This window comes from Pseudomonas sp. D1-1, from assembly GCF_051132225.1.
In the GTDB taxonomy this organism is placed as follows: Bacteria; Pseudomonadota; Gammaproteobacteria; order Pseudomonadales; family Pseudomonadaceae; genus Aquipseudomonas.
Genome location: NZ_CP071676.1, coordinates 458,138 through 483,343 on the forward strand (window position 1 = coordinate 458,138; position 25,206 = coordinate 483,343).

Sequence of the window (25,206 nt, forward strand, 5' to 3'; positions counted from 1 at the left end):
GGTCGAACCCAAAAAAGTTTTGACTAGCACAGCATATAGCTTTAAACCTTTCACAAATGCGACATGGATTTGCGACAGTTCGTCGTCAAATTTGTGAGCCTCTGTGTCGGTGTGTACAATGACCTCCCTTTTGCCCCCGCAAAGCTGGCGTACGTTCGGCGCGGCACGCAACTGGCTGAATTGAAAAGAAATTTGCCTCGCTAAGAGGCAGCCTGGTGAGAAAGTGTCTATGAAAGCAGGTCTGTACCAACCAGATGAATTCAAGGATAACTGCGGTTTCGGCCTGATAGCCCATATGCAGGGCGAGCCCAGTCATACCCTTTTGCAAACGGCCATTGAGGCCCTGACCTGCATGACCCACCGTGGTGGGATCAACGCCGACGGGAAGACCGGCGACGGCTGTGGCTTGCTGATTCAAAAGCCTGACGAGTTCCTGCGTGCCATCGCCCAGGAAACGTTTGGCGTGACCCTGCCCAAGCAATACGCCGTGGGCATGGTGTTTTTCAACCAGGACCCGGTAAAGGCACAAGCCGCTCGCGAGAACATGAACCGCGAGATCCTCGCCGCCGGCCTGCAACTGGTCGGCTGGCGCCAAGTGCCGATCGACACCAGCGTCCTCGGCCGCCTGGCCCTTGAGCGCCTGCCGTTGATCGAGCAAGTGTTCATTGCCGGTGAAGGTTTGAGCGACCAGGAAATGTCGATCAAGCTGTTCAGCTCCCGTCGTCGTTCGTCCGTGGCCAACGCCGCTGATACCGACCACTACATCTGCAGCTTTTCCCACAAGACCATCATTTACAAAGGCCTGATGATGCCGGCGGACCTCACCGCCTTTTATCCGGACCTGAGCGATGAGTGCCTGAAAACCGCGATCTGCGTATTCCACCAGCGCTTCTCCACCAACACCCTGCCGAAATGGCCGCTGGCCCAGCCCTTCCGTTTCCTCGCGCACAACGGCGAGATCAACACCATCACCGGCAACCGCAACTGGGCCCTGGCCCGTCGCACCAAGTTCGCCAATGACCTGATGCCGGACCTCGAAGAGCTCGGCCCGCTGGTCAACCGTGTGGGCTCTGACTCCTCGAGCATGGACAACATGCTCGAACTGATGGTGACCGGCGGCATCGACCTGTTCCGTGGCGTGCGCATGCTTGTTCCGCCAGCCTGGCAGAACGTCGAAACCATGGACCCGGACCTCCGTGCCTTCTACGAATACAACTCCATGCACATGGAGCCGTGGGACGGCCCGGCCGGTATCGTCATGACCGACGGTCGCTACGCGGTGTGCCTGCTCGACCGTAACGGTCTGCGTCCGGCGCGCTGGGTCACCACCACCAATGGTTTCATCACCCTGGCGTCGGAAATCGGCGTGTGGAACTACCAGCCCGAAGACGTCATCGCCAAAGGCCGCGTGGGCCCTGGGCAGATTTTCGCCGTGGACACCGAGACCGGGCAGATCCTCGACACCGACGCGATCGACAACCGTCTCAAGTCCCGTCATCCGTACAAGCAATGGCTGCGCAAGAATGCCTTGCGCATCCAGGCGACCATGGAAGACAACGACCACGGCTCGGCTTTCTACGACGTCGACCAGCTCAAGCAGTACATGAAGATGTACCAGGTGACGTTCGAAGAGCGTGACCAGGTGTTGCGTCCGCTGGGCGAGCAGGGCTACGAAGCGGTCGGCTCCATGGGCGATGACACGCCGATGGCCGTGCTGTCCCAGCGCGTGCGCACGCCATATGACTATTTCCGCCAGCAGTTCGCCCAGGTAACCAACCCGCCGATCGACCCGCTGCGCGAAGCGATCGTGATGTCCCTGGAAATCTGCCTCGGTGCCGAGCGCAACATTTTCCAGGAGTCGCCGGAACACGCTTCGCGGGTGATCCTCAGCTCGCCGGTCATTTCTCCGGCCAAGTGGCGCTCGCTGACCAACCTTGATCGTCCCGGCTTCGAACGCCAGGTCATCGACCTGAACTACGACGAAAGCGTCGGCCTGGAAGCGGCGATCCGCAACGTTGCCGATCAGGCCGAAGAAGCCGCGCGTGCCGGACGTACCCAGATCGTTCTGACCGACCGTCATATCGCGCCCGGCAAGCTGCCGATCCACGCCTCGCTGGCCACCGGCGCGGTGCACCATCGCCTGACCGAAAAAGGCCTGCGCTGCGATTCCAACATCCTCGTGGAAACCGCCACGGCTCGCGACCCGCATCACTTTGCGGTGCTGATCGGCTTTGGCGCCTCGGCGGTGTACCCGTTCCTCGCCTACGAAGTGCTGGGCGACCTGATCCGTACCGGTGAAGTGCTGGGCGACCTCTACGAGGTGTTCAAGAACTACCGCAAAGGCATCACCAAGGGGCTGCTCAAGATCCTCTCGAAGATGGGTATCTCGACTATCGCCTCGTACCGTGGCGCGCAGTTGTTCGAGGCCATCGGTCTGTCCGAAGAAGTCTGCGAGCTGAGCTTCCGTGGTGTCCCGAGTCGCATCAAGGGCACCCGTTTCGTCGACATCGAAGCCGAGCAGAAAGCCCTGGCCGCCGAAGCCTGGAGCCCGCGCAAGCCGATCCAGCAGGGCGGTCTGCTGAAGTTCGTCCACGGTGGCGAATACCACGCCTACAACCCGGACGTGGTCAACACCCTGCAAGCCGCCGTGCAACAGGGCGACTACGGCAAGTTCAAGGAGTACACGGCGCTGGTGGATAACCGCCCGGTGTCGATGATCCGCGACCTGCTCAAGGTCAAGACCCTCGACACGCCGCTGGATATCAGCGAAGTGGAGCCGCTGGAGTCGGTACTCAAGCGTTTCGACTCCGCCGGCATCTCCTTGGGCGCCTTGTCTCCGGAAGCCCACGAAGCCCTGGCCGAAGCCATGAACCGCCTCGGTGCGCGTTCAAACTCCGGCGAAGGCGGCGAAGACCCGGCGCGCTACGGCACCATCAAGAGTTCGAAAATCAAGCAGGTGGCCACCGGCCGCTTCGGTGTGACCCCGGAATACCTGGTCAACGCTGAAGTGCTGCAGATCAAGGTTGCCCAGGGCGCCAAGCCCGGCGAAGGCGGCCAGTTGCCTGGCGGCAAGGTCAACGGCCTGATCGCCAAGCTGCGCTACGCGGTGCCCGGCGTGACGCTGATTTCGCCGCCGCCGCACCACGACATCTACTCGATCGAAGACTTATCGCAACTGATCTTCGACCTCAAGCAGGTGAACCCGAAGGCCCTGGTCTCGGTGAAGCTGGTGGCGGAAGCCGGCGTCGGCACGATTGCCGCCGGCGTGGCGAAAGCCTATGCCGACCTGATCACCATCTCCGGCTACGACGGCGGCACCGGTGCCTCGCCGCTGACCTCGATCAAGTACGCTGGCGCGCCGTGGGAACTGGGCCTGGCCGAAACCCACCAGACCCTGCGCGGCAACGACCTGCGCGGCAAGGTGCGGGTGCAGACCGACGGGGGCCTGAAGACCGGCCTCGACGTGATCAAGGCCGCCATTCTCGGTGCCGAGAGCTTCGGCTTCGGTACCGCGCCGATGATCGCGCTGGGCTGCAAATACCTGCGCATCTGCCATCTGAACAACTGCGCCACCGGCGTGGCGACCCAGAACGAGAAGTTGCGCAAGGATCACTACATCGGCACCGTCGACATGGTGGTGAACTTCTTCACCTACGTGGCCGAAGAGACCCGTGAGTGGCTGGCCAAGCTGGGCGTGCGCTCGCTGGAAGAGCTGATCGGCCGCACCGATCTGCTCGAGGTGCTCGAAGGCCAGACCGCCAAGCAGCATCACCTGGACCTGACCCCGTTGCTGGGCAGCGACCTGATCCCGGCGGACAAGCCACAATTCTGCCAGGTCGATCGCAACCCGCCGTTCGACAAGGGCGAGCTGGCCGAGAAGATGGTCGACATGGCCGCTTCGGCGATCAATGACCTGAGCGGTGCTCAGTTCGAGCTGAATATCTGCAACTGCGACCGCTCCATCGGCGCGCGGATTTCCGGCGAGATCGCCCGCAAGCACGGCAACCAGGGCATGGCTCACGCGCCGATCACGTTCCGCTTCAAGGGCACGGCCGGGCAAAGCTTCGGCGTCTGGAACGCAGGCGGCCTGAACATGTACCTGGAAGGTGACGCGAACGACTACGTGGGCAAGGGCATGACCGGCGGCAAACTGGTCATCGTTCCGCCCAAGGGCAGTGTCTACCGGACCCAGGACAGTGCGATCATCGGCAACACCTGCCTCTACGGCGCCACGGGCGGCAAGCTGTTCGCCGCCGGCACCGCGGGTGAGCGTTTCGCCGTACGTAACTCCGGCGCCCACACCGTGGTGGAAGGCACCGGCGATCACTGCTGCGAGTACATGACCGGTGGTTTCGTCTGCGTACTGGGCAAGACCGGTTACAACTTCGGCTCAGGCATGACCGGCGGTTTCGCCTATGTGCTCGACCAGGACAACAGCTTCGTCGACCGGGTCAACCACGAACTGGTGGAAATCCAGCGGATCAGCGGCGAGGCGATGGAAGCCTACCGCAGCCACCTGCAACGCGTGCTGAACGAATACGTCGAGGAAACCGACAGTGAGTGGGGTCGTGAACTCGCCGAGAACCTCGATGACTACGTACGTCGTTTCTGGCTGGTCAAGCCGAAAGCGGCCAACCTGAAGTCGTTGCTTTCCAGCACCCGTGCCAACCCGCAGTGATATGCGCCTGAAGAGTTTGATGAGGTTTTAACAATGGCTGAACGTCTGAATAACGACTTCCAGTTCATCGATGTCGGGCGCAAGGATCCGAAGAAGAAACTGTTGCGTCAACGCAAGAAAGAGTTCGTGGAAATCTACGAGCCCTTCAAACCCCAGCAGTCGGCCGACCAGGCTCACCGTTGCCTGGGCTGCGGTAACCCGTACTGCGAATGGAAGTGCCCGGTGCACAACTTCATTCCCAACTGGCTGAAGCTGGTGGCCGAGGGCAACATCCTCCAGGCCGCCGAACTGTCCCACCAGACCAACACCTTGCCGGAAGTCTGCGGCCGGGTGTGCCCGCAGGATCGCCTGTGCGAGGGTGCCTGCACCCTCAACGACGGTTTTGGCGCGGTGACCATCGGTTCGGTGGAGAAGTACATCACCGACACCGCATTCGCCATGGGCTGGCGCCCGGACATGTCCAAGGTCAAGCCGACCGGCAAGCGTGTCGCGATCATCGGCGCCGGTCCGGCGGGCCTGGGCTGTGCCGACGTATTGGTGCGCGGTGGCGTGACCCCGGTGGTGTTCGACAAGAACCCGGAAATCGGTGGCCTGCTGACCTTCGGCATTCCCGAGTTCAAGCTGGAAAAGAGCGTGTTGAGCAATCGTCGCGAAGTGTTCACCGGCATGGGTATCGAGTTCCGCCTGAACACCGAGGTGGGCAAGGACGTCACCATGGAGCAACTGCTTGAGGAATACGACGCGGTCTTCATGGGCATGGGCACCTACACCTACATGAAGGGCGGCTTTGCCGGCGAGGACCTGCCAGGCGTCTACGACGCGCTGGACTTCCTGATCGCCAACGTCAACCGCAACCTGGGCTTTGAAAAGTCGCCGGAAGATTTCGTCGACATGAAAGGCAAGAAAGTCGTGGTACTCGGTGGTGGCGACACGGCGATGGACTGCAACCGCACCTCGATTCGCCAGGGCGCCAAGTCGGTGACCTGCGCCTATCGTCGTGACGAAGCAAACATGCCGGGCTCGCGCAAAGAGGTGAAGAACGCCAAGGAAGAGGGCGTGAAATTCCTCTACAACCGCCAGCCGATTGCGATTGTCGGGGAAGACAAGGTCGAAGGCGTGAAGGTAGTCGAGACCCGTCTTGGCGAACCGGATGCCCGTGGCCGCCGCAGCCCCGAGCCGATCCCCGGTTCCGAAGAGATCATCCCGGCCGACGCCGTGGTCATCGCCTTCGGCTTTCGTCCAAGCCCGGCGCCGTGGTTCGAGCAGTTCAGCATCCAGACCGACAGCCAGGGCCGCGTCGTTGCCCCGGAACAAGGCCAGTACAAGCACCAGACCAGCAATCCGAAGATCTTCGCCGGTGGCGACATGGTCCGCGGTTCGGACCTGGTGGTGACGGCGATCTTCGAAGGCCGCAATGCGGCGGAAGGGATTCTGGATTACTTGCAGGTCTGATCACTTTCCATAGTTGAAATGCGATCAGAATGTGGGAGCGAGCTTGCTCGCGATAGCGGTGGATCAGTCGACGAACATGTTGAATGTGACGCCCTCATCGCGAGCAAGCTCGCTCCCACAGGTGTCTTGTGGTGTTGCGAAAATTGCCTGGCAGCGCGACAAATTGCCCCGATAGATAAAAGGCACGGCTCTTGCCGTGCCTTTTGCGTCGCGCTCTGAGAAAATGCCCGCACTTTTTTTCCGGATGCCGACATGACTGCCCTGAAGAACGACCGTTTCCTTCGCGCCCTGCTCAAGCAACCTGTAGACGTCACCCCGGTGTGGATGATGCGCCAGGCCGGTCGCTATCTGCCGGAGTACCGCGCCAGTCGCGCCAAGGCCGGCGACTTCATGAGCCTGTGCATGAACCCGCAGTTCGCCTGTGAGGTCACGATGCAGCCGCTGGACCGCTACCCGCAGCTGGACGCGGCGATCCTGTTCTCCGACATCCTCACCATCCCTGACGCCATGGGCCAGGGCTTGTACTTCGAGACTGGTGAAGGCCCGCGCTTCAGGAAAGTCGTCAGCAGCCTGGCCGACATCGAGGCGTTGCCGATTCCCGATCCGCAGAAAGACCTCGGCTATGTCATGGACGCCGTCAGCACCATTCGCCGCGAACTGAACGGCCGCGTCCCGTTGATCGGTTTCTCTGGCAGCCCGTGGACGCTTGCGACCTACATGGTCGAAGGCGGCTCGTCGAAAGACTTCCGCAAGACCAAGGCGATGCTCTACGACAATCCCCAGGCCATGCATTTGCTGCTGGACAAGCTGGCGCAGTCGGTCACGTCCTATCTCAACGGCCAGATCATGGCCGGTGCGCAAGCGGTGCAGATCTTCGACACCTGGGGCGGCAACCTGTCGGCGGCGGCGTACCAGGAGTTTTCCCTGGCCTACATGCGCAAGATCGTCAGCGGTCTGATTCGCGAACACGAAGGTCGCAAAGTCCCGGTGATCCTGTTCACCAAGAACGGCGGGTTGTGGCTGGAAAGCATCGCCGATGCCGGCGCGGACGCCCTGGGCCTGGACTGGACCTGTGACATCGGCAATGCCCGCGAGCGCGTCGGTAACAGAGTCGCGCTGCAAGGCAACATGGATCCGACCGTGCTGTATGCCAAGCCAGAAGCCATCCGTGCCGAAGTCGGGCGCATCCTCGCCAGTTATGGCAAGGGCAGCGGGCACGTGTTCAATCTCGGTCATGGGATCACCCCGGAAGTCGACCCGGAACACGCTGGGGCTTTCCTGCGGGCGGTGCATGAGTTGTCGGCGCAATATCACGGGTAATGTCGCGGCATCCTGAAACCTGTCCGGACTTGTGCCGGGCAGGTTTTTTTATGCCGGTTGTGTTTAATTCTTATTAAAATTTTTAAGATTTACGAATTTCTGTTTTTAACTAAAGAAGTTCAAACAAGGAAAATACCTCAACTAGTGCAGATTTTTCCTACAGAGAATACGTCAACGTCTCTGTAAGGTTTCGCCTCCCGTGATAGGACGCGTAGAACAATCTACGCGACTCCAAGAACGACTTGATTGTCGTTCTTCTTGACGAGTGGTCTGAAATTTTATGAAAACCAGAACATTAAAGGGAAGCACGATCCCTGGATTTGATTCTTCGTTGCCCTTGTTTCCCGAATGCCTGCAGAAAAGCCCTTCGAGCTATTCCAAGCCGCGGATACTGCTGCACTGGATATCGGCCTTCATTATTCTATGGACGCTGGCATCCGGTTTTTATGTGGCCTATGTTCCGGTGCCCGTTTCGATCAAACAGTGGGTTGGATCGCTTAATGTTTCACTGACAACGGTATTGATTCCGTTGTTTGCCTGGCGACTCTGGTTGTTTTTCTCCAACCTTGAAATCCGGGCTGCGGCATCGTCCATCAATAAAAGCCTGGCGCTGGCGGTACATGCAGTGATCTATTTGGTCACCAGTGTCGTGCTGGCCACCGGCGTGCTGATGATGACAACGCCGATCAGCCTGTTCGGGCTCATCCAGATCCCCCAGCCGCTGGATGACGAGCGACTGAACGACTTGGCGTTGACCCTCCACATTCTGTCCTGCCTGGCGCTGGCGCTGCTCGTCGCATTGCATATTTGCGCAGTGGTCTGGCATGAGTCTTCTGGCCGCAGGGTGCTACGGCGGATGACATTCAAGAAATCTGTAGGCGTGCTCATTCAGTGAGCGCAGGTGGTTGCGTCAGTGAAGCTAGCCCTGGACGTTGCCGGGGAGCGGCGGCAGCTTCGCCAGTTTCACGGCTACCAGCAATGCCACCAAGAGCAGTGCGCCGATGAACAACCCGGTTCCGTTCCATCCCCCCAGGTGCCACGCGACCCCGCCCGCCGTACCGGCAATGCTCGAGCCGGCGTAATAGCTGAACAAGTACAACGACGAAGCCTGGCCCTTGGCCTTCAGGGCGCGGCGGCCGATCCAGCTGCTGGCCACCGAGTGCGCGCCGAAGAAACCGAAGGTGAACACCAGCATGCCGATGATCACCAGCCAGAGCGGCGTAAACAGCGTCAACAGCAGGCCCGCCAGCATCAACGCGATGGTCGCCCAGAGCATTTTCCGCCGGCCGAGCTTGTCAGCCATTGCCCCGACCTTGGCCGAACTGTAGATGCCGGACAGGTACACGACCGACAGCAACCCGACAAATGCCTGGTCCATATGGTAAGGCGCGGCCAGCAGGCGGTAGCCGATGTAGTTGAACAGCGTGACGAACGCCCCCATCAGTACGAAGGCTTCAAGAAACAGCAGGGGTAGCCCGGCGTCGCGAAAGTGCAGGGTGAAACCGTCCAGCAGGCTGCGTGGATGCAACGAGCGTGGGCGGAAGTTGCGCGATTCGGGAAGGATCCGCCAGAACACCGCCGCCGCAACCAGGGCCAGGCCACCGATCACCAGCATCGCGGTATGCCAGCTGACAAAGTCGATCAATACGCCGGTGATCAGCCGCCCGCACATGCCGCCGATGGCGTTGCCGGCGATGTACAGCCCCATTGCCAGGCCGATGTGCCTGGGATGGATTTCTTCGCTCAGGTAGGTCATCGCCACCGCCGCCAATCCGCTTAACGACAACCCCACCAGGGCGCGCAAGACCAGCACGCCTTGCCAGGTGGGCATCATCGCACTGGCGATCGTGCACAGCGCCGCTGCGAACAGCGCGGCGACCATCACTGATTTGCGGCCGATGCGGTCGGAAATCGGACCGGTGACCAACAGGCCGACGGCAAGCAGGCCGGTCGCCACCGACAGGATCAAGCTGCTCTGGGCGGCGTTGATGGAAAACTCCGCCGACAGCAGCGGCATCATCGGTTGCACGCAGTACAACAGCGCGAAGGTTGCAAAACCGCCGCAGAACAAGGCCAACACCGTACGCATGAACAACGGCGTGCCTTTTTCGATATAGATGTCCTTGAGCTCGGCAGCGGCATCATCCTGAGGACGCGGCGGGATTTCATGGGCCAGTGGAGCGACAGCGGTTTTCACGATGGACCTCGGGGAGCACGGCCTGGCAGGCAATGAAAAAAGCATATAGCCGGCTAATGTTTCTATCCAATATATTGTTCGACCTGTTTAAGACGTTTTGCGACTTGCTGGGAAGTACACATGGAACTGCGTCACTTGCGTTACTTCATCGCGGTCGCCGAAGAGCTGCACTTCGGCCGCGCCGCCTTGGTGCTTGGGATCTCCCAGCCGCCACTGAGCCAACAGATCCAGGCGCTGGAGCAAGAGATTGGTGCACGCCTGTTCGAGCGCACCAACCGTCGCGTCGAACTGAGCGAGGCCGGACGGCTGTTTCTCGAAGAGGCGCGCCGGGTCCTGGCCCAGGTCGACAAGGCTGCCGACGTAGCCCGCCGCGCCCAGTTGGGGGAATTGGGCGAGCTGAAAATCGGCTTCACCTCCTCAGCCCCCTTCAATTCCACCATTCCCCAGGCGATTTTCACCTTTCGCCAGCGCTTTCCCGCAGTCCACCTGAACCTGCGGGAAATGAGCAGCACCCAAGTGGCCGATGCGTTGCTCGACGAGGCCATCGACGTGGGCATCATGCGTCCGCTGCCGCTTCCCGACGCCTTGAGCGAAATCGAACTCAGCCGCGAACCCTTGGTGGCTGTGCTCAGCTCCAAGCACCCGTTAGCCCAGGGCAGTGACGAAGGCCTGTTTCTCGCTTCGCTGGCCGAGGAACCGTTCGTGTTTTTCCCCCGCAGCTACGGCAGCGGTCTCTACGCCCAATTGTTGACGCTGGCCCGCGACGCCGGTTTCAGCCCGCACTTCGCCCAGGAAGCGGGCGAAGCCATGACCATCATCGGCCTGGTGGCGGCGGGGCTGGGCGTCTCGGTCTTGCCGGCGTCATACCAGCGCATGCGTATCGACGGCGTGGTCTACCGGTCATTGCTCGACCCGGCGGCGGTCTCGGCGGTGTGGCTGGTCCAGCGCAAGGACCAGCGTTCGCCGATGGCGAAGGCGTTTGTGGCGCTGTTGACAAGCAATCCCTTGAGTTGACTTCTGCGCGCGGAACCGCGGTGGCGCAGAGGCTATGATTTATCTCCGGAACGCGCTTTTCGCTTGAGTTTTCCTGCAGGTCAGCCGATACGCTCATGTTCGACCAACCCACCATGGAGAAACAGGATGTTCAAGCAGTTGACCTTTACCGCCTTGCTGGCAGTTGCCACGCTGACCACAGGGTGTGCTTCGGTAAAAATGGCGGATGATTCCCAAGACGCGCGGGCGAAAACCTTTCAGACTTCCCCTGACAAAGCGAACATCTACGTTTATCGCAACGAGAGCATGGGCGCCGGGGTAAAAATGCCCGTAACGCTCAACGGCAAGGCTGTCGGGCAGACTGTTGCCAAGTCGTACTTGATGCTGTCGGTGCCGGCTGGTCAACAGACCCTGGTTTCGTCTGCGGAAAATGACTCAGAGCTCAAGCTCAGCACCGAACCAGGCAAGAATTATTTCGTCTGGCAGGAAGTGAAAGTGGGTTTCATCAAGGCTCGTAACAACCTGCAGGTTGTTGATGACAAAACCGGTCGCGCCGGGGTGTCTGAAAGCAAGCTGATCCAAGCCGAGTAGCCCGACTGTCTTTGAGCCGGACTGTTTAGAGGGCACCCAAGGGTGCCCTTTTTCTTTCCAGTCCCTGCGACTGCTTCAACGCCAGCGCCGAAAAATCAGCGAGGTGTTGACCCCGCCGAAGGCGAAGTTGTTGTTCATCACGTACTCGTTGCTCATGCTGCGAAACTCGTTGCGCAGGTAATCGAGACGGCCGCATTCGGGGTCGACTTCGTCGAGGTTGAAGGTGTGCACGTAGCGGTCACGGTTCAGCATTTCGATGCTGAACCAGGATTCCAGGGCACCGCAGGCGCCCAGGGTGTGGCCGAGGAAGCTTTTCTGCGAACTGATGGGCATGTGTTCGCCAAACAGGCTGCTGGTGGCCAGGGTTTCGGCAATGTCGCCCTGCTCGGTGGCGGTGCCGTGGCCGTTGACGTAGCCAATGGCGGACGGCTCCAGGCCAGCGTCTTCCAGGGCCAGTTCCATGGCGCGGCGCATGGTGCTCAATTCGGGGCGGGTGGCGTGTTGGCCGTCGGCATTGCTGCCGAAGCCGACGATCTCGGCGTGGATCCGCGCGCCACGGGCCAGCGCGTGTTCAAGTTCTTCGAGGACCAGCATGCCGGCGCCCTCGCCGATCACCAGGCCATCGCGGCCCTTGTCGTAGGGTCGCGGGCTGGTTTGTGGGGCATCGTTTTTCAGGCTGGTGGCGTAGAGCGCATCGAAGACCATTGCTTCGGTCGGGCACAGTTCCTCGGCGCCGCCGGCGAGCATCAACGGCAGGCGGCCGAACTTGATCGCCTCGTAGGCATAGCCGATGCCATGGCTGCCGCTGGTGCAGGCGCTGGAAGTGGGAATCAGGCGCCCGGTCAGCCCGAAGAAGATGCTGATATTGGCCGCCGTGGTGTGCGGCATCATCCGCACGTAGGAGTTGGCGTTCAAACCTTCGGCGACGCTGTTGAGCAGCATGTTGCCGAAGGCCTTGATCTCATCGGTGCTTCCCGTGGAGGAGCCGCACGACACACCCATGCGTCCATCCTTGATCGACGGGTCGTCCAACAGTCCGGCGTCGGCCAGGGCTTGTTCCGCCGAGCCCACCGCCAGGCGGGAAACCCGGCCCATGCTGCGCAGTTGCTTGCGGGTCCAGTGGGCCGGGACCTGAAAGTCGTCCACGGGCCCGGCCAGGCGGGTGTTCAATTCGCTGAAGCGGTCCCACTCGTGCATGCGCCGGATGCCGCTGCGGTTGGCGGCGAAGTGGGTCGCGATAGTCTCCCAATCGCTGCCCAGGGAGGTGATGCCGGCCATGCCGGTGACGACGACGCGCTTCATCAGCACAGGCCTCCATTGACGGCCAGGACTTGCCGGGTGATGTAGCCGGCTTCGGCGGACATCAGGAAATTCACCGCGCTGGCCACTTCTTCAGGCGTGCCCATGCGCTGGGCGGGGATCATTTTCATCAGTTCTTCCACGGGGACGTTTTCATCGAGCATGGCGGTGTCGATCAACCCCGGCGCGACGCAGTTGACGGTGATCTTGCGCTTGCCCAGCTCGATTGCCAACGCCTTGGCCGCGCCGATCAGGCCCGCCTTCGAGGCGCTGTAGTTGACCTGGCCACGGTTGCCGATCAGGCCGGACACCGACGTGATGCAAACGATTCGTCCGGCGGCGCGACGGCGAATCATCGGCATCATCACCGGGTGGAGCACGTTGTAGAAACCGTCGAGGTTGGTGCGCATCACACTGTCCCAATCGTCCTCGCTCAGGGCGGGGAACGCGCCGTCGCGGGTCAGGCCGGCGTTGAGCACCACGCCGTAATAGGCGCCATGGGTTTCCACGTCGGCCTCAAGGATGGTCTTGCAGGCGGCGCGGTCGGAGACGTCGAATTGCAGCACCCGGGCATTGCGGCCCAAGGCCTGGATTTGCGCCTGGACGGCTTCGGCCTCGGCGCGACCGCTGCGGCAGTGCAAGACGATGTCGTGGCCGGCCTGGGCCAGGCGCAGGGCGATGGCGCGGCCGATGCCACGGCTGGAGCCGGTGACCAGTACGGATTCAGTCATGGCTGGTTTCCTGTTGCGGACGGTTCATTGAGGTACTGGGCGGCATGGGGCGGGCGGAACACATTCAACCGTGCGCTGGCATGGATACCGGGCGCGCGGATGTGGCATTCGAACACACCCATGCCGTTGTCGTCTTCCAGCGATCGGATGCCGTGCAAGGTCAGCTCGGTGCCGAGAGGGAAATATTCGACGTTGCATTCGAACTTGCGGGTTCCGAGCAAAAAGCCCAGCTCCACGGCATCGCCGCGTTGGCGTGCGTGGCAACCGGCAAACGCCGCGACGCTCTGGGCCATCAGCTCGATGCCGACCCAGGCCGGCAGCGCGCCGTCGTCGCGGTTGAACAGACCGCCGGGCCTGACGGTAGCGAGGGTGTGGATCTGCTCGTCATCAAAGGACAGGATCCGGTCGATGAGAATCATGTCGCCGGCGTGCGGCAGCAGTTCGGCGAGCGGCCAGTCAATCATTGCGCGTCTCCGATAATCAGGCTGACGTTGTTGCCGCCGAAAGCAAACGAGTTGCTCATCAGGCGACGGGGCAGGTTCGGGGGCAAGCGGGTGTCGGACGTTACCCAGTCCAATGCCGGCAACTCGGGGTCGGCCTGGCCGTCCCAGACGTGCGGCGGCAGGGCCTGTGCGGTATTTCCACCGGACAGGGCCAACCAGCAGAACGCAGCCTCCAATGCGCCCGCCGCGCCGAGGGTGTGGCCGGTCAGCGGCTTGGTCGACGAGCAGGACACGCCCGCCGGGAACAGGCCGGCCACCGCGTGGCTTTCCATGGCGTCGTTATGTTGCGTGGCGGTGCCATGCAGGTTCAGGTAGTCGATCTGGCTGGCGTTAAGGCCCGCGCAGCGCAAGGCTTTTTCCATCGCCTGGCGGGCACCCCGGCCGCTGGGTTCCGGCGCAGAGATGTGGTGCGCATCGGAACTGGCGCCGTCGCCGAGCAGGGCAATCGAGTGCCCGGCGGACGGGGTCCTGCTCATGAGAAACAGCACCGCCGCTTCGCCGATGTTGATGCCGCTGCGGTTCACCGAGAACGGATTGCAGCGCTCGCTCGAGACCGCTTCCAGCGCAGAAAAGCCATTGAGGGTCAGCTTGCACAAGCTGTCCACACCACCGCAAAGCACCGCGTCGCACAATCCCAGGTCGAGCAGGCGGCGAGCGCTCATCAGGGCCCGAGCGCTGGAGGTGCAAGCGGTCGATATCACGTAGGACGGGCCGCTCAGGCCAAGCCAGTCGGAGAGAAAGTTGGCGGGCGCGCTGAGTTCCTGCTGCTGGTAGTCGTAACCTTCGGGGAATCGTTGCTCGCGCAGATAGTGGGCAATGCCCTGGCTGGCCTCGTCGATGCCCGAAGTGCTGGTCCCCAGCACGATGCCGATGCGCGCACGACCGTAAGCCTGGATGGCCTGATCGATCTCGGGACGAATCTGCAACCCTGCTTCGAGCAGCAGCTGATTGTTGCGGCTGCGTTGCGCCGCCATGGATTCAGGGATAGCGGCGAGCTCTCCGGTTACGCAAGCCACCGGCAATGCCCGTTCGGCTACCCAGCCGGCTTCGACGCGCACGCCTGAGCAGTCGCCGGCAAACAGGTTGCGGGCAACGTTTTGTTTGCCTCGACCCAGGGCGCAAATCACGCCCAAGGCGTTCAAATAAGCGGTCATCGTGCGCTCTCGCTCAACGGTGTAATGCGGTAATGCGGCCCCTGCGGCAGGCTCAATTGAAAGTCCAGCGGTTGTGTGTAGCGCACCTGCCAGCGGGTATCGAGCGTTCGTCGAGCGTCTTGCTGCCGGGCGGTCGGGTAACGGCCGGCCAGTTCCGCCTCGGGGGTCAGGGCAAACAGCAGGGCGGCGAACAATTCCCGGGCTTCGGCATTGGGCGGCAGCAGGCCGTCGGCTTGCCATTGGCTGTCGACCAGGCGCTGGCGAGCGACGGGAATGCCCAGCGGATCCATCATCGACCAGCGGATGCCGGCGCTTTCGCGCTGAATCACCAGCAGCCAATCCTGGCGCTGGCCGTCCAGTTGCCGTTCGACGTGCAATTGCAGCGGCAGCGCCAGGGTCGGCATGCGCTCAGGCAGTGGTGCCTGGCTGGCGCAGGCGCTGAGCAGCAAGAGTAAACCTGCAAGCAGACCACGGATCATCCGGCGACCCCTTCGAGCGGCTTGCGGGCCACCACATTGACCAGGGTTTCCTCGCGCTCGCCAAACGGCCTGGGCCGGCGCAGGCCCCAGCGTTCCAGCAGGCCGAAGTCCCTGGCGCGGCTCCACCACAGGTACGGATAGGAGACGTTGCAGTCTTCGAAGCGGAACCCTTGATTGGCGATCATCGCCAGGTATTGCGCGGCGCTTTTCTGCACCTGCATCGGGTGGCGGAACAGCCAGCGGATCACCCAGGTATCGATGTAGGCCTTGGTGGATTCGGCAAACAGCAGGTAGCCGCCGGGCTTGAGCACGCGATAGAACTCGGCGAGGGCTTTTTCCTGTTCCACCAGGTGATGGAAGGTCTGGTGGCAGAACAGCAAATCGACGCTGGCATCGGGCACCGCCAATGTCGCGCAGTCGCTGCCGATCAGCTCCACGGCCATGCCCTGGCGAGCCGCTTCCTCGGCGCTGAGGTTCAGGCTATGAGGGTCGGCGTCGACGCCAATCAGGCGTTGCGGCGCGAACACCTGGCGCAGATACCGGAACGACTTGCCCTGGCCGCAACCGGCATCCAGCAGCACCGGATTGGCCGGCGGCGAGGAGCTGAACAGGCTGCGCAGATCGTCGATGGCCACGCGCAGCACATGGTGCTGCCAGGTGTGGCTGCGCAGGAACCAGAAACCGAAGCGGGTTTCTTCGACGTAGTTGTCGCTCAGGTAGCTCATGTTTGCTTGCTCATGGCGCCGGGCTCGCGCAGATTTCCGAAAGCATGCGCAAGCGCCGCTTGGGTTCGCTGACGAACGGGTTGCGCTGGTCCCAGGCATAGCCGGCGAGGATCGCGCTGATCATCCGGCGAATGTCGGCGGAGCCTTCGCTGTAGAAAATCACATCCTGGAAAGTACCGGCGTACCAGCCCTCGACGTAGCAGCGGAAGGTATCGACGCCGCGCTTGAGCGGTTCGGCGAACTCGCTCTGCCAATCCACCTGTTCACCTTGCAGCTGGCGATGCAGCACGCCGGCGGCCATGCTTGCCGAGCGCATGGCGATGGTCACGCCGGAAGAAAACACCGGGTCGAGGAATTCCGCGGCGTTGCCCAGCAGGGCGAAGCCAGGGCCGTGCAGGGTCTTGACGTTGGCCGAGTAGCCGCCGATGGTCCGTGCCGGCGTGTCCCACACGGCATTGCCCAGTACGCTGGCCAGGCTTGGGGTTTCGTTGATGAAGCCGCGCAGGCAGGCATCGAGGTCGTCGGTGCGGCCTTCGAAATGCTCCGCCGCGGCGACCACGCCGACCGAGCAACGACCGCCGCTGAACGGAATGGTCCAGAACCACACGTCGCGCTGGGTCGGATGCGTGGTGATGAGGATTTTCTCCCGATCGAATGCCGGGTTGTCGATGCGGTCTTCGATGTGGGTGAACACCGCCTGGCGCGGCGGGAAGTTCGACGGCGCCTCAAGGTCCAGCAGGCGCGGCAGGACCCGGCCGTAGCCGCTGGCGTCAAGGACGAAGTCTGCCTCGACGCGGTACTCGCTGCCGTCTTCGCGCTGCACGCCCAGTTGCGGTTTGCCCAGGCTGAAATCGGCGCTGGCGATGGCCTGGCCGTAGCGGATTTCCACGCCTTGCAGCGCCGCCTGATCGGCCAGCAACTTGTCGAAGTCGGCGCGCTGGACCTGGAACGTGGTCGGCTTGCCTTCGCTGAAGGTATCGCCGAAATCGAAGGCGCTGTAGCGCTCGCCCCAGGCGAATGCCGCGCCATTCTTGCGCTGGAACCCGGCGGCGTTGACCGCCTCGAGCATGCCGGCTTCCTCGACGAAATCCAGGCAATGGGACAGCAGGCTTTCGCCAATGGAGAACCGTGGGAAATGCTGGCGCTCGATGACCAGCACATCGTGGCCCTTGCGCTTGAGCAGTGCGGCGGCGATGGCGCCGGAAGGGCCTGCGCCGATGATGACGACCTGTCGACGTTCCATTTCAACTGTTGGCACTGGGTCTCCTCGCCGGGACGGCAATCGAGGGAATACGGTGAAAGCCGGCCAGGGCCGGCAGCAATGTGGCGAACAACCCCATCAGCATCAGCGCGAAGTACAGCGCCGGGCTGATGAGTTGCTGTTGCAGCAGCAGATTGAGAAAGACGATTTCACTCAAGCCGCGAATATTCAGCAGGATGCTTTCCCGAAAGCGGCTGGCACCGACGAACGAGGCTCCGGCCCAACCCAGCCCCAGCCAGTTGCCCAGCAGTTTGCTGGCAATCGGCAACAGCAGCAACGCCGCCAGCTGGACCCAGCCGAGGCTGGCCAGGGCGCTGTGCACATTGATCTGCACAATGCCGAACGTCAGGATCAAGGGGATGGCCAGGTAGGTCTGCAACCTGTGCATCCACTCCGCGCCGAGCGGCAATACCAGCGGCACTTTGAGCGCCGCCATGCACAGCAGATAGCCGATACCGGTGATCAGCGCGTTGAGCCGGTAATGCTCGGCCACCACCAGCAGAACAAAGAACAGGCCACTGTGCAGCAAGGGTTGGCGCAGGCCCGCCAGTCGCAGCAGCAACGGCACGCCGGCGGCGGCCAGCGGCAGCAGCAGGCTGGCCAGGTGCAGGCTGCCCTGGGCGAGGGCGAACAGGCTCCAGCAGATCAGGTCGATCAGGATCGCGGTCTGCACCAGGCGGCGGGTCGCGTCGGGCGGGTAGCCGATGTGGCGCAGATACAGATACAGCACGGGTATCGCCGTGATCGCGAACAGCAGCCCCACCGCCAGCGAGCTGATCCACGGTTGCGGCGGCAGCAGCCAGAACGCGGTCGCCAGGCCGCAGGCAAACGGCACGCCAAAGCTCGGCAGGGCGATCTTCACGCTCTGGCGGTCGAGGCGCAGGTCGATCACATCGCTGAGGATATGCCCCAACAAGAGGGCGAACGCCAGGCTGTAGAGGTTCTTCAACCACACCGGCGAGACCAGTTGCGCACCGCTGAGGTGCCAGCCCGGTTCGATCCAGAAATACATCAGCAAGGGCAGGCCGAACGTCGCCAGCAGCAACTGGCTGACAATCGGGATCAGCCCGCAGCGCCGCCCGACAATCGTCGCCACGGCAAACAGCGCCAGGGCCATCAACCAGAACAGCAGGGTCATCATTGCACCGGCTCCGTAGCGGCATTCGCATGGGCCTGCTGCCCGGCCCACGGCGCCAGCAAGAAGCTGAACGCCAGCCCCAGGCTCACCGCGAGGCCGAAATTGCTCACGGCCGGCGTGCTGGACAACGCCAGCAGGCCGAACGACAGCCAGGTGGTGGTCGCCGCCAGCAGCGTGCCCAGCAGGCTCACGGCGGCCCCACCGATCTGTTCACGCATGAGGATGGCGTAGTCGACCCCGATGGCCGTCACCAGCAACAGGCCGAACAGACTGAACAGCGTCAACGGTTGCCCCAGCCAGCCGAGGCTCGCCAGGCTGCACAGCGCGGCCAGGAGCGGCAGGGCGACGACGCGTAGGGCCCCGCCGACGCCGAACGGCCAGATCAGCACCAGCACGATCAGCACGCAGGACGCCAGCTTGAGTTCGGCGGCGCTGACCTGCGTGGCGGCGAAGACGCGGTTGAGGTCGCCGAGGCGATCCACTAATTGCACGCCGGGCAGATCCACCGCCTGCACGCGGAGCAACGCGGCATCGTTCAAGCCTTGCAGGCTGACCACCGCCGCCACGCCTTGGCCTGTCGGGCCGAGCCAGAGCATGCGGTAGGGTTCGGCCAGCGGCCCGCTCAATGCGGCATCGATGTCGGCGGTTGGCAAGGCCTGCAACTGCTTCAACTCCGCTTGCAGCGCGGCGAGCGGCACGCCCAGGTCCAGCAGCGGTTGCCAGAACGCCGGCAACCGCGCCAGGGCCGCGCGGAGTTTTTCCTGTTCGGCGGGTGGGCTGACCAGTTGATTGAGGGACAGGTAGCCCTGGAGTTTTTCCAGGCCGATCAACTGGTCGAGCCGCTCGTTGAGGGCGGTCTGGCGTTCGAGCAACTGCGCTTGATCATCGGCACGGATCAGGAAGAACTGGCTGGTCGGCTGGAAACCGGTGATGCGCGCGACATCGCGGGCTTCGTCGGTCAGGTGCTGGGGCGTGCCGATCCACTGGCGGATGTCGTTCTTGCTGGTCAGTTGCCAGAGTCCGCCACCACAGAAGGCCAGCAACAAGGCCAGCAGAATCGGCGTGCGCACCCGCGCCAGCAACATTTCGCGGCACCTGAGCAGGTTATGGCAGAGGCGTAGCGGCCATTGCGCTGGGCGCAGGTCGGCGTGCTTGAGCAGGGCCGGCAACAGGCAGACCGCCGACAGATAGGCACCGACCAGGCCGGCGGCAGAGAAGATAGCAATCTGGGTCAGGGCCGGGAAGGGCGTCCAGGCCAGCGCCAGATAGCCGATGCAAGTGGTTGCCAGGCTCAGGCTCAGGCCCGGCAGGGTCAGGCGCAGGGCCGGCCAGCTGCGCCACGGCTTGAGGCTCCAGCTTTTGGACAGGTAGTGCAGCGGGTAATCCACCGCCACGCCAATCAGGCTCGAACCCAGGACCAGGGTCATCACATGCATGCGCCCGAACAGCGCCACGCACGCCACCGCGCCGAACAATATGCCGACCAGCACCGGCACGAACGCCAGCCACACGGCAAAGCGTCGGAACGCCAGCAACAGCAGTACCAGGATGCCGACCGTCGCGCCGCCGCCGACCCAGGTGATCTCGCGCGAAGCCTGTCGCTGGCCACTGGCGGCATACAACAGGCCGCTGGCCGCCAACAATTGGCCCTGGGCCTGGCTGGCTTGATCACGGCTGCGTTGCAGCAGATCGGCGACTTGCAGCGGCAGGTGCATGTCAAAGGCGTTACCCTGGGTACGCGCCCGCAGCATTACCCAATGCTTGCCGTCGGCTTCGGCGACCAGCGCGCCGCTGCCCACGTCCAGTTGTATGGCGCCGCGTTGTGGCTGGCTGTTCTGGATGCGCCCGGTCAGGCCGAGCCAGTCGTCCTGGCTGGGCACCAGGCTGAAGCCGCTGAACGGGTCGAACAGGGCCTGTACCCGCTGCTGGATAAACGCCTGGGGCTGCTCGATCAACTGTTGCCGGTCGACTGCCGAGAGCATCGCCAAGCGGCCATCCAGCAACTGCGAGCGAAGCGCCGGCAAGTCGGCCTGGAGCGTCCATTGGACCTTGTCGAACAGCCCGCTGGCCTGCCATTGCTCGCCGAGGGCTTGCGCCAGGGCGATGGCCTGCTGGCGATCGGCGTGGCCGACCAGCACCAGAACCTCGCGATTGAGCGGTTCCTGCATGCGCTGTTCAGCGACAAGTTCCAAGGCGTCCGGGGACGTGCCCGGAACCAGTTCCATGAGATTGGCCGACAGCGGCGCACCGTTGCGCCATTGCCAACCGGCGAGTGCGAGCACCGCCAGCAGCAGGACCAGGAACAGCCGCGGCAGCCTGCGTTCACTCGGCAAAGTCATGTTGCTCCGCTTCGCTCAACGGTTGCGCGCCGGTAGCGTCCTGCATCCGCAGTACGGTGCTGTCACCCTGGGTTTCCAGCAGTTCGATGCGCTGGACCAGTTCGCCGCCGTCGATATTGATCTGCTTGAAGACTTGTTTGAGCAATACCGAGCGTGGAGTCAGGGTGAGTTTCCACTGCTGTGGCTGGCCCGACAGGCTCAGCTCGAAATCCCGCTGCAAGCCGCTGCTGTCGCCCTGCAATACCGCCAGGAACAGGCGGTTCTGCTCGGCGCCGGCGCTCTTGTTCGGCAGCATCTGCCAGGCGTTGCCATCGCGCCGGGCGATACCTTTGGCCGTGATGCGGTAGTCCTGTTGCAGCGGCGTTTGCAGCAGCCACAGCAGGCCGTGGTTTTTCGCCAGCACGAAACGGCCCTTGCTGATCAGCGGCTGGGGCAGGGCGCGCAGATGTTTTTCCTGGATGAACTGGCCGTGGATCACCTCCGGGCGGGCCAGTTGCTCGCTCAATTGCTGCAGGTCGAACGCCTGGGCCAGCGGCGCCAAGCCACACAGCAGCAGCCAGATGAACAGGCGTTTCATGACAGTTTCCTCTCGACGGCTTCGACAAATACCCGAGGCGAGGCCAGCAGCATTTCACGGCTGGCCATGTCCACGGCCACCTGCACCGAACTCGCCCGGGTCAGGCGTTCGCCGGTGGCGGCGTCGCTGATCAGGTAATTGATCTTCAGCCGGTTTTCCCACTCCACCAGGCTGGCGCGCACGGTCAGGGCCTGGCCGAACACGGCGCTGCGCACATAGCGTAACTGCAAGTCAATGATCGGCCAGGCATGGCCGGATTCGAGCATGTCGTTGTAGTTGTGGCCGATCAGGTCGAGCAAGGCGCAGCGGGCCACTTCGAGATATTTGACGTAGTGGCCGTGCCAGACCACGTTCATGGAGTCGACGTCGAAAAACGGCACCACGATCCGGGTGTCAACGTGCAGAGCGCCCTGGCTACGCATGCAGCCTCCAGTGTTGCTCGGCGATGCGTTGCAGGCACAGGCGCAATTCGCCTTCCAGGGCGCGATCTTCGATCACCGGCGGGAAGTCTTCGGACAGTTGCCGGTGCATGGCGGCCAGCGCTGGCGGCAATGGTCGCGCGTCGTCGACACGGCTGCGCAGCCACACGCCTTGGTTGGCCGCCAGCAAGGTCGCGGCGGCCACCTGTTCGGTCAGCTCCAGCACACGGATCGCGTCCCGGGCGGCGATGGTGCCCATGCTGACCTTGTCCTGGTTGTGGCATTCGGTGGAGCGCGAGAACACGCTGGCAGGCATGGTGTTCTTCAAGGCTTCGGCGGTCCAGGCGCTGGTGCCGATCTGCACGGCCTTGAAGCCATGGTTGAGCATCGCCCGCTCGGCGCTGGCGCCGGACAGGTTGCTCGGCAGGCCATGGTTGTAGCGCTCGTCCACCAACAGTGCGAGCTGGCGGTCGAGCAGGTCGGCGACGTTGGCCACCAGGTTTTTCAGACTGTCCATGGCAAAGGCGATGTGCCCGCCGTAGAAATGCCCGCCATGCAGCACACGCTCGGCTTCGGCGTCGATGATCGGGTTGTCGTTGGCGCTGTTGAGCTCGGTTTCGATGAACGAACGCAGCCAGCCCAGGCTGTCCGCCAACACCCCTAGTACGTGAGGGGCGCAGCGCAGGGAGTAGCGATCCTGCAGGCGATGCAGCGGCGCGGTCGGCGCGTCGATGGCCAGGTCCTTGCGCAGCCACGCGGCGACCTGCATCTGGCCCGGGTGTGGCTTGGCGGCGAACAGGCGCTCGTCGAAGTGCTCCGGGTTGCCTTGCAGGGCGACGACATTCAGCGCGGTGATCCGGGTCGCCAGTTGCAACAGGTAATCGGCGCGGGCGAAGGCCAGGCAGGCCAGGCCGGTCATCACTGCGGTGCCGTTCATCAGCGCCAGGGCTTCCTTGGGTCGCAGCACCAGCGGCGTCCAGCCCAGTTCGCGGTGCACGTCGGCGGCCAGCCGGCGCTCGCCACGGAACATGACCTCCCGTTCACCAGACAGCGTGGCGGCGACGTAGGACAGCGGCGTCAGGTCGCCACTGGCGCCCACCGAGCCTTCTTCCGGAATCAACGGCAGGATGTCGTGTTCGAGGAAGGCCTGGAGCCGTTCCAGCAGCTCCACTCGCACCCCTGACACGCCGTGGCACAGCGACTGCAACCGCGCGGCCAGCACGGCGCGGGTAGCCTGGGCATCGAGGAGCTTGCCCAGCCCGCAGCCGTGGAAGGTGTACAAGTGCCGCGGCAAGGCTTCGACATGGTGCAACGGCACGGCCACCACGCAAGAGTCACCGTAGCCGGTGGTCACGCCATAGATGACGCCTTCCTTGTCCAGCAACGAGTCGAGGAATTGCGCACCCTTGGCAATGCGCTGGCGGAACGCCGGGTCCGCCTGCAATTGCGTCGGCGCCTGACGGTTGGCCAGGGCCAGCACGTCTTCGATGCGCAAGGCGTGTTCGCCGAAAGTTACCGGCTCAGGAATGGGCTTGGTCATCGGTCTTCCAGAAAGGGTAAAAGTTGAACCACTGTTGTGGCGCCTGGAGGCAATACTGCGCCAGGCGGCCGGCGTACAGGCCGGCCCAATGGGCGATCACCTGTTCGCGCTCGTTGCGTTTCCAAACCACGGCATCGGCGAACGGTTCGAGGGTGACGCGATAACGTCCCTCGTGCTTGAGGCACATCAGCAGGTTGACCGGGCATTTCAACAGGCCGGCCAGCAGCCAGGGCCCTTGCGGGAAGGCGGCCGGGTGCCCCATGAAATCCACCGTCACGCTGCGCCCGCCATGCAGCGGCACGCGGTCGCCGGCGATCGCCAACCATTCGCCGCGCTCCAGGCGTTCGCTCAGTTGCAACATGATCAGCGGGTCCAGCTCGCTGACCTGGATCAACCGCAGGTGCGTGGCGCCGGCCTCGCCGAGCAAACGATTGAACTGCTCGGCGTGCTTGGTGTGCACCAGCACGTTCATGGTGACCTTCTCGCCCAGTTCGGCCAGGGCCCGGCACATTTCCAGATTGCCCAGGTGCGCGCCCACCAGCATTTGCCCGCGGCTGTCGCGCAGGTGATTGCGCAGCAGCGCCGGGTCGACGATTTCGATCTGGTCGATGCTCAGCTTGCCGTTCCAGACGTCGAGTTTATCCAGCAGCGAATCGGCAAAAGCCATGAACTGTCCGAACACTCGCCGATGCGTTGGGCGCAACTCGGGCTGACGGCTCCAGTCGGCGAGCCGTTGCTGGTACTGCCACGCCGCTTGCCGGGCGCTGCGGCCGAAAACAAAGAAATACAGGACGATGCCGTACAGCACCGGCGTGAGAAGCCTTCGGCCAAGAACCTTCGCAGCCAACGCGGTGAGTTTCATCAGCCAGAAACTGCCGCGCTCCTGGCGGTCCGCCCAGTGCTGTTTGTCTGTGCTCATGCTCGCCACCGCCGCCAGAGAATCGCCGGCAAGCGCACCAGCATGCCGAAGAACAACCGAGTGTGCATGCGTGAAATCAGCACGTTGTCGTGGAACAGGCGAAAATGCGAAACCCCGTCCAAAGGGTAATGCACGCGGGTGCGCAACCAGTGCATCGGCTGGTTGCGCCAGGACAGGCGCACCAGGATGTCCGAATCGAAGTCCATGCGCTTGCCGATGTTCGCCGAGTCGATCAGTGCCAGGGTGGGGGCCAGCGGATAGACCCGGAAGCCGCACATCGAATCGCGGATCTGCAGCGACAGGCTGTTGATCCAGACCATCACGTGAGTCAGGTAGCGCGCGTACAGACGGCCCTTCGGCACGCTGGCGTCGTACAGCGGATAGCCGCAGATCAGCGCGTCCGGGTGGGCGCGGGATTTCTCGATGAAGGTGCGCACGTCACCAAGGTCGTGTTGCCCATCGGCGTCGACCTGCAAGGCGTGGCTGAAGCCCAGGCGCGAAGCCTCCCGCAGGCCGGTCATCACCGCGCCGCCTTTACCCTGGTTCACTGCCAGCCGGACCAGGTGAACCCGCTCATGCCCGGCCAGTTGCTCCAGCACAGCCGCGCAGGCCGGGCTGCTGGCATCGTCCACCAGCACGCAGGGCAAACCGTTGCCAAGCAACGTCTGGACCACCGTCGCGATGGCGGTTTCGTGGTTGTAGACCGGGATGACGGCGCAGGGGTTATGCATATTCGCCGCTCTTCAAGGGGCTGTTGTGGCGAGGGGATTTATCCCCGTTCGAGTGCGAAGCGCTCGCCATGAGTCTGTGTCGGAGCACCGAATTTGGGGTTGCTGCGCAACCCAGCGGGGATAAATCCCCTCGCCACAAAAGAACGCAGCGTCCATGTGG

The 25,206-nt window shown here is 63.0% G+C and carries 21 protein-coding genes; 6 read left to right on the forward strand and 15 right to left on the reverse strand.

The window, feature by feature from the left end; genetic code table 11:
- The first annotated feature begins 229 nt into the window (after positions 1–229).
- The 4 genes from gltB to J3P86_RS02015 all read left to right on the forward strand — a co-directional run bounded on the left by gltB (position 230) and on the right by J3P86_RS02015 (position 8,345).
- A complete protein-coding gene (gltB, locus tag J3P86_RS02000) occupies positions 230–4,678 on the forward strand; it encodes a glutamate synthase large subunit (protein WP_434699323.1) in 4,449 nt (1,482 codons plus the stop codon).
- Positions 4,679–4,711: 33 nt separating this feature from the next.
- The gene (locus J3P86_RS02005) at positions 4,712–6,130 is read left to right on the forward strand and encodes an FAD-dependent oxidoreductase (protein WP_305497346.1); all 1,419 of its coding nucleotides are present in this window, start codon (positions 4,712–4,714) and stop codon (positions 6,128–6,130) included.
- Positions 6,131–6,382: 252 nt separating this feature from the next.
- Entirely contained in the window at positions 6,383–7,450 is a 1,068-nt protein-coding gene (hemE, locus tag J3P86_RS02010) for a uroporphyrinogen decarboxylase (RefSeq protein WP_434626454.1), read from the forward strand.
- A gap of 280 nt (positions 7,451–7,730) precedes the next feature.
- Positions 7,731–8,345, forward strand: coding sequence for a cytochrome b (locus J3P86_RS02015; protein WP_434626453.1), 615 nt, complete (start codon positions 7,731–7,733; stop codon positions 8,343–8,345).
- A gap of 24 nt (positions 8,346–8,369) precedes the next feature.
- Here J3P86_RS02015 and J3P86_RS02020 read toward each other — a convergent pair whose 3' ends face one another.
- Positions 8,370–9,626, reverse strand: coding sequence for an MFS transporter (locus tag J3P86_RS02020; RefSeq protein WP_434631525.1), 1,257 nt, complete (start codon positions 9,624–9,626; stop codon positions 8,370–8,372).
- A 141-nt stretch (positions 9,627–9,767) separates the two neighbouring features.
- Here J3P86_RS02020 and J3P86_RS02025 point away from each other — a divergent pair, with 141 nt between their 5' ends.
- Both J3P86_RS02025 and J3P86_RS02030 read left to right on the forward strand, forming a co-directional pair.
- A complete protein-coding gene (locus J3P86_RS02025; protein WP_434626452.1) occupies positions 9,768–10,661 on the forward strand; it encodes a LysR substrate-binding domain-containing protein in 894 nt (297 codons plus the stop codon).
- Positions 10,662–10,787: 126 nt separating this feature from the next.
- Positions 10,788–11,231 (forward strand): DUF2846 domain-containing protein, encoded by a 444-nt coding sequence (locus tag J3P86_RS02030; protein WP_434626450.1) that lies wholly within the window; start codon positions 10,788–10,790, stop codon positions 11,229–11,231.
- A gap of 75 nt (positions 11,232–11,306) precedes the next feature.
- Here J3P86_RS02030 and J3P86_RS02035 read toward each other — a convergent pair whose 3' ends face one another.
- From J3P86_RS02035 to J3P86_RS02100, 14 genes are read right to left on the reverse strand one after another with little or no spacing between them, the layout of a single operon-like run.
- Positions 11,307–12,533, reverse strand: a complete 1,227-nt coding sequence (locus J3P86_RS02035) for a beta-ketoacyl-ACP synthase (RefSeq protein ID WP_434699324.1) — start codon at positions 12,531–12,533, stop codon at positions 11,307–11,309.
- Positions 12,533–13,261 (reverse strand): 3-oxoacyl-ACP reductase FabG, encoded by a 729-nt coding sequence (gene fabG / locus J3P86_RS02040; RefSeq protein ID WP_434626447.1) that lies wholly within the window; start codon positions 13,259–13,261, stop codon positions 12,533–12,535. Before fabG ends, J3P86_RS02035 begins: the two co-directional genes overlap by 1 nt.
- Positions 13,258–13,725, reverse strand: coding sequence for a hotdog family protein (locus tag J3P86_RS02045; RefSeq protein ID WP_434653912.1), 468 nt, complete (start codon positions 13,723–13,725; stop codon positions 13,258–13,260). Before J3P86_RS02045 ends, fabG begins: the two co-directional genes overlap by 4 nt.
- A complete protein-coding gene (locus J3P86_RS02050) occupies positions 13,722–14,918 on the reverse strand; it encodes a beta-ketoacyl-[acyl-carrier-protein] synthase family protein (RefSeq protein WP_434699325.1) in 1,197 nt (398 codons plus the stop codon). Before J3P86_RS02050 ends, J3P86_RS02045 begins: the two co-directional genes overlap by 4 nt.
- Positions 14,915–15,397, reverse strand: a complete 483-nt coding sequence (locus tag J3P86_RS02055; protein WP_434699326.1) for a DUF3261 domain-containing protein — start codon at positions 15,395–15,397, stop codon at positions 14,915–14,917. Before J3P86_RS02055 ends, J3P86_RS02050 begins: the two co-directional genes overlap by 4 nt.
- Complete coding sequence (locus tag J3P86_RS02060; RefSeq protein ID WP_434626443.1) at positions 15,394–16,122, reverse strand: class I SAM-dependent methyltransferase; 729 nt, start codon at positions 16,120–16,122, stop codon at positions 15,394–15,396. The genes J3P86_RS02055 and J3P86_RS02060 overlap by 4 nt, the downstream gene beginning before the upstream one ends.
- 10 nt (positions 16,123–16,132) lie before the next feature.
- The gene (locus J3P86_RS02065) at positions 16,133–17,380 is read right to left on the reverse strand and encodes an NAD(P)/FAD-dependent oxidoreductase (RefSeq protein ID WP_434699327.1); all 1,248 of its coding nucleotides are present in this window, start codon (positions 17,378–17,380) and stop codon (positions 16,133–16,135) included.
- Positions 17,367–18,524, reverse strand: a complete 1,158-nt coding sequence (locus J3P86_RS02070) for a sodium:proton antiporter (RefSeq protein WP_434696089.1) — start codon at positions 18,522–18,524, stop codon at positions 17,367–17,369. The genes J3P86_RS02065 and J3P86_RS02070 overlap by 14 nt, the downstream gene beginning before the upstream one ends.
- On the reverse strand, positions 18,521–20,860 hold the full coding sequence (locus J3P86_RS02075; RefSeq protein WP_434626439.1) for an MMPL family transporter: 2,340 nt from the start codon (positions 20,858–20,860) through the stop codon (positions 18,521–18,523). The genes J3P86_RS02070 and J3P86_RS02075 overlap by 4 nt, the downstream gene beginning before the upstream one ends.
- Positions 20,844–21,437 (reverse strand): outer membrane lipoprotein carrier protein LolA, encoded by a 594-nt coding sequence (locus J3P86_RS02080; protein ID WP_434626438.1) that lies wholly within the window; start codon positions 21,435–21,437, stop codon positions 20,844–20,846. Before J3P86_RS02080 ends, J3P86_RS02075 begins: the two co-directional genes overlap by 17 nt.
- A complete protein-coding gene (locus J3P86_RS02085) occupies positions 21,434–21,859 on the reverse strand; it encodes an acyl-CoA thioesterase (RefSeq protein WP_434626437.1) in 426 nt (141 codons plus the stop codon). The genes J3P86_RS02080 and J3P86_RS02085 overlap by 4 nt, the downstream gene beginning before the upstream one ends.
- Positions 21,852–23,396: an HAL/PAL/TAL family ammonia-lyase gene (locus J3P86_RS02090; protein WP_434626436.1), complete on the reverse strand. Its 1,545-nt coding sequence runs from the start codon at positions 23,394–23,396 to the stop codon at positions 21,852–21,854. Before J3P86_RS02090 ends, J3P86_RS02085 begins: the two co-directional genes overlap by 8 nt.
- On the reverse strand, positions 23,377–24,315 hold the full coding sequence (locus J3P86_RS02095; protein WP_434626434.1) for a glycosyl transferase: 939 nt from the start codon (positions 24,313–24,315) through the stop codon (positions 23,377–23,379). Before J3P86_RS02095 ends, J3P86_RS02090 begins: the two co-directional genes overlap by 20 nt.
- On the reverse strand, positions 24,312–25,046 hold the full coding sequence (locus J3P86_RS02100; RefSeq protein ID WP_434699328.1) for a glycosyltransferase family 2 protein: 735 nt from the start codon (positions 25,044–25,046) through the stop codon (positions 24,312–24,314). Before J3P86_RS02100 ends, J3P86_RS02095 begins: the two co-directional genes overlap by 4 nt.
- Positions 25,047–25,206 lie beyond the last annotated feature (160 nt).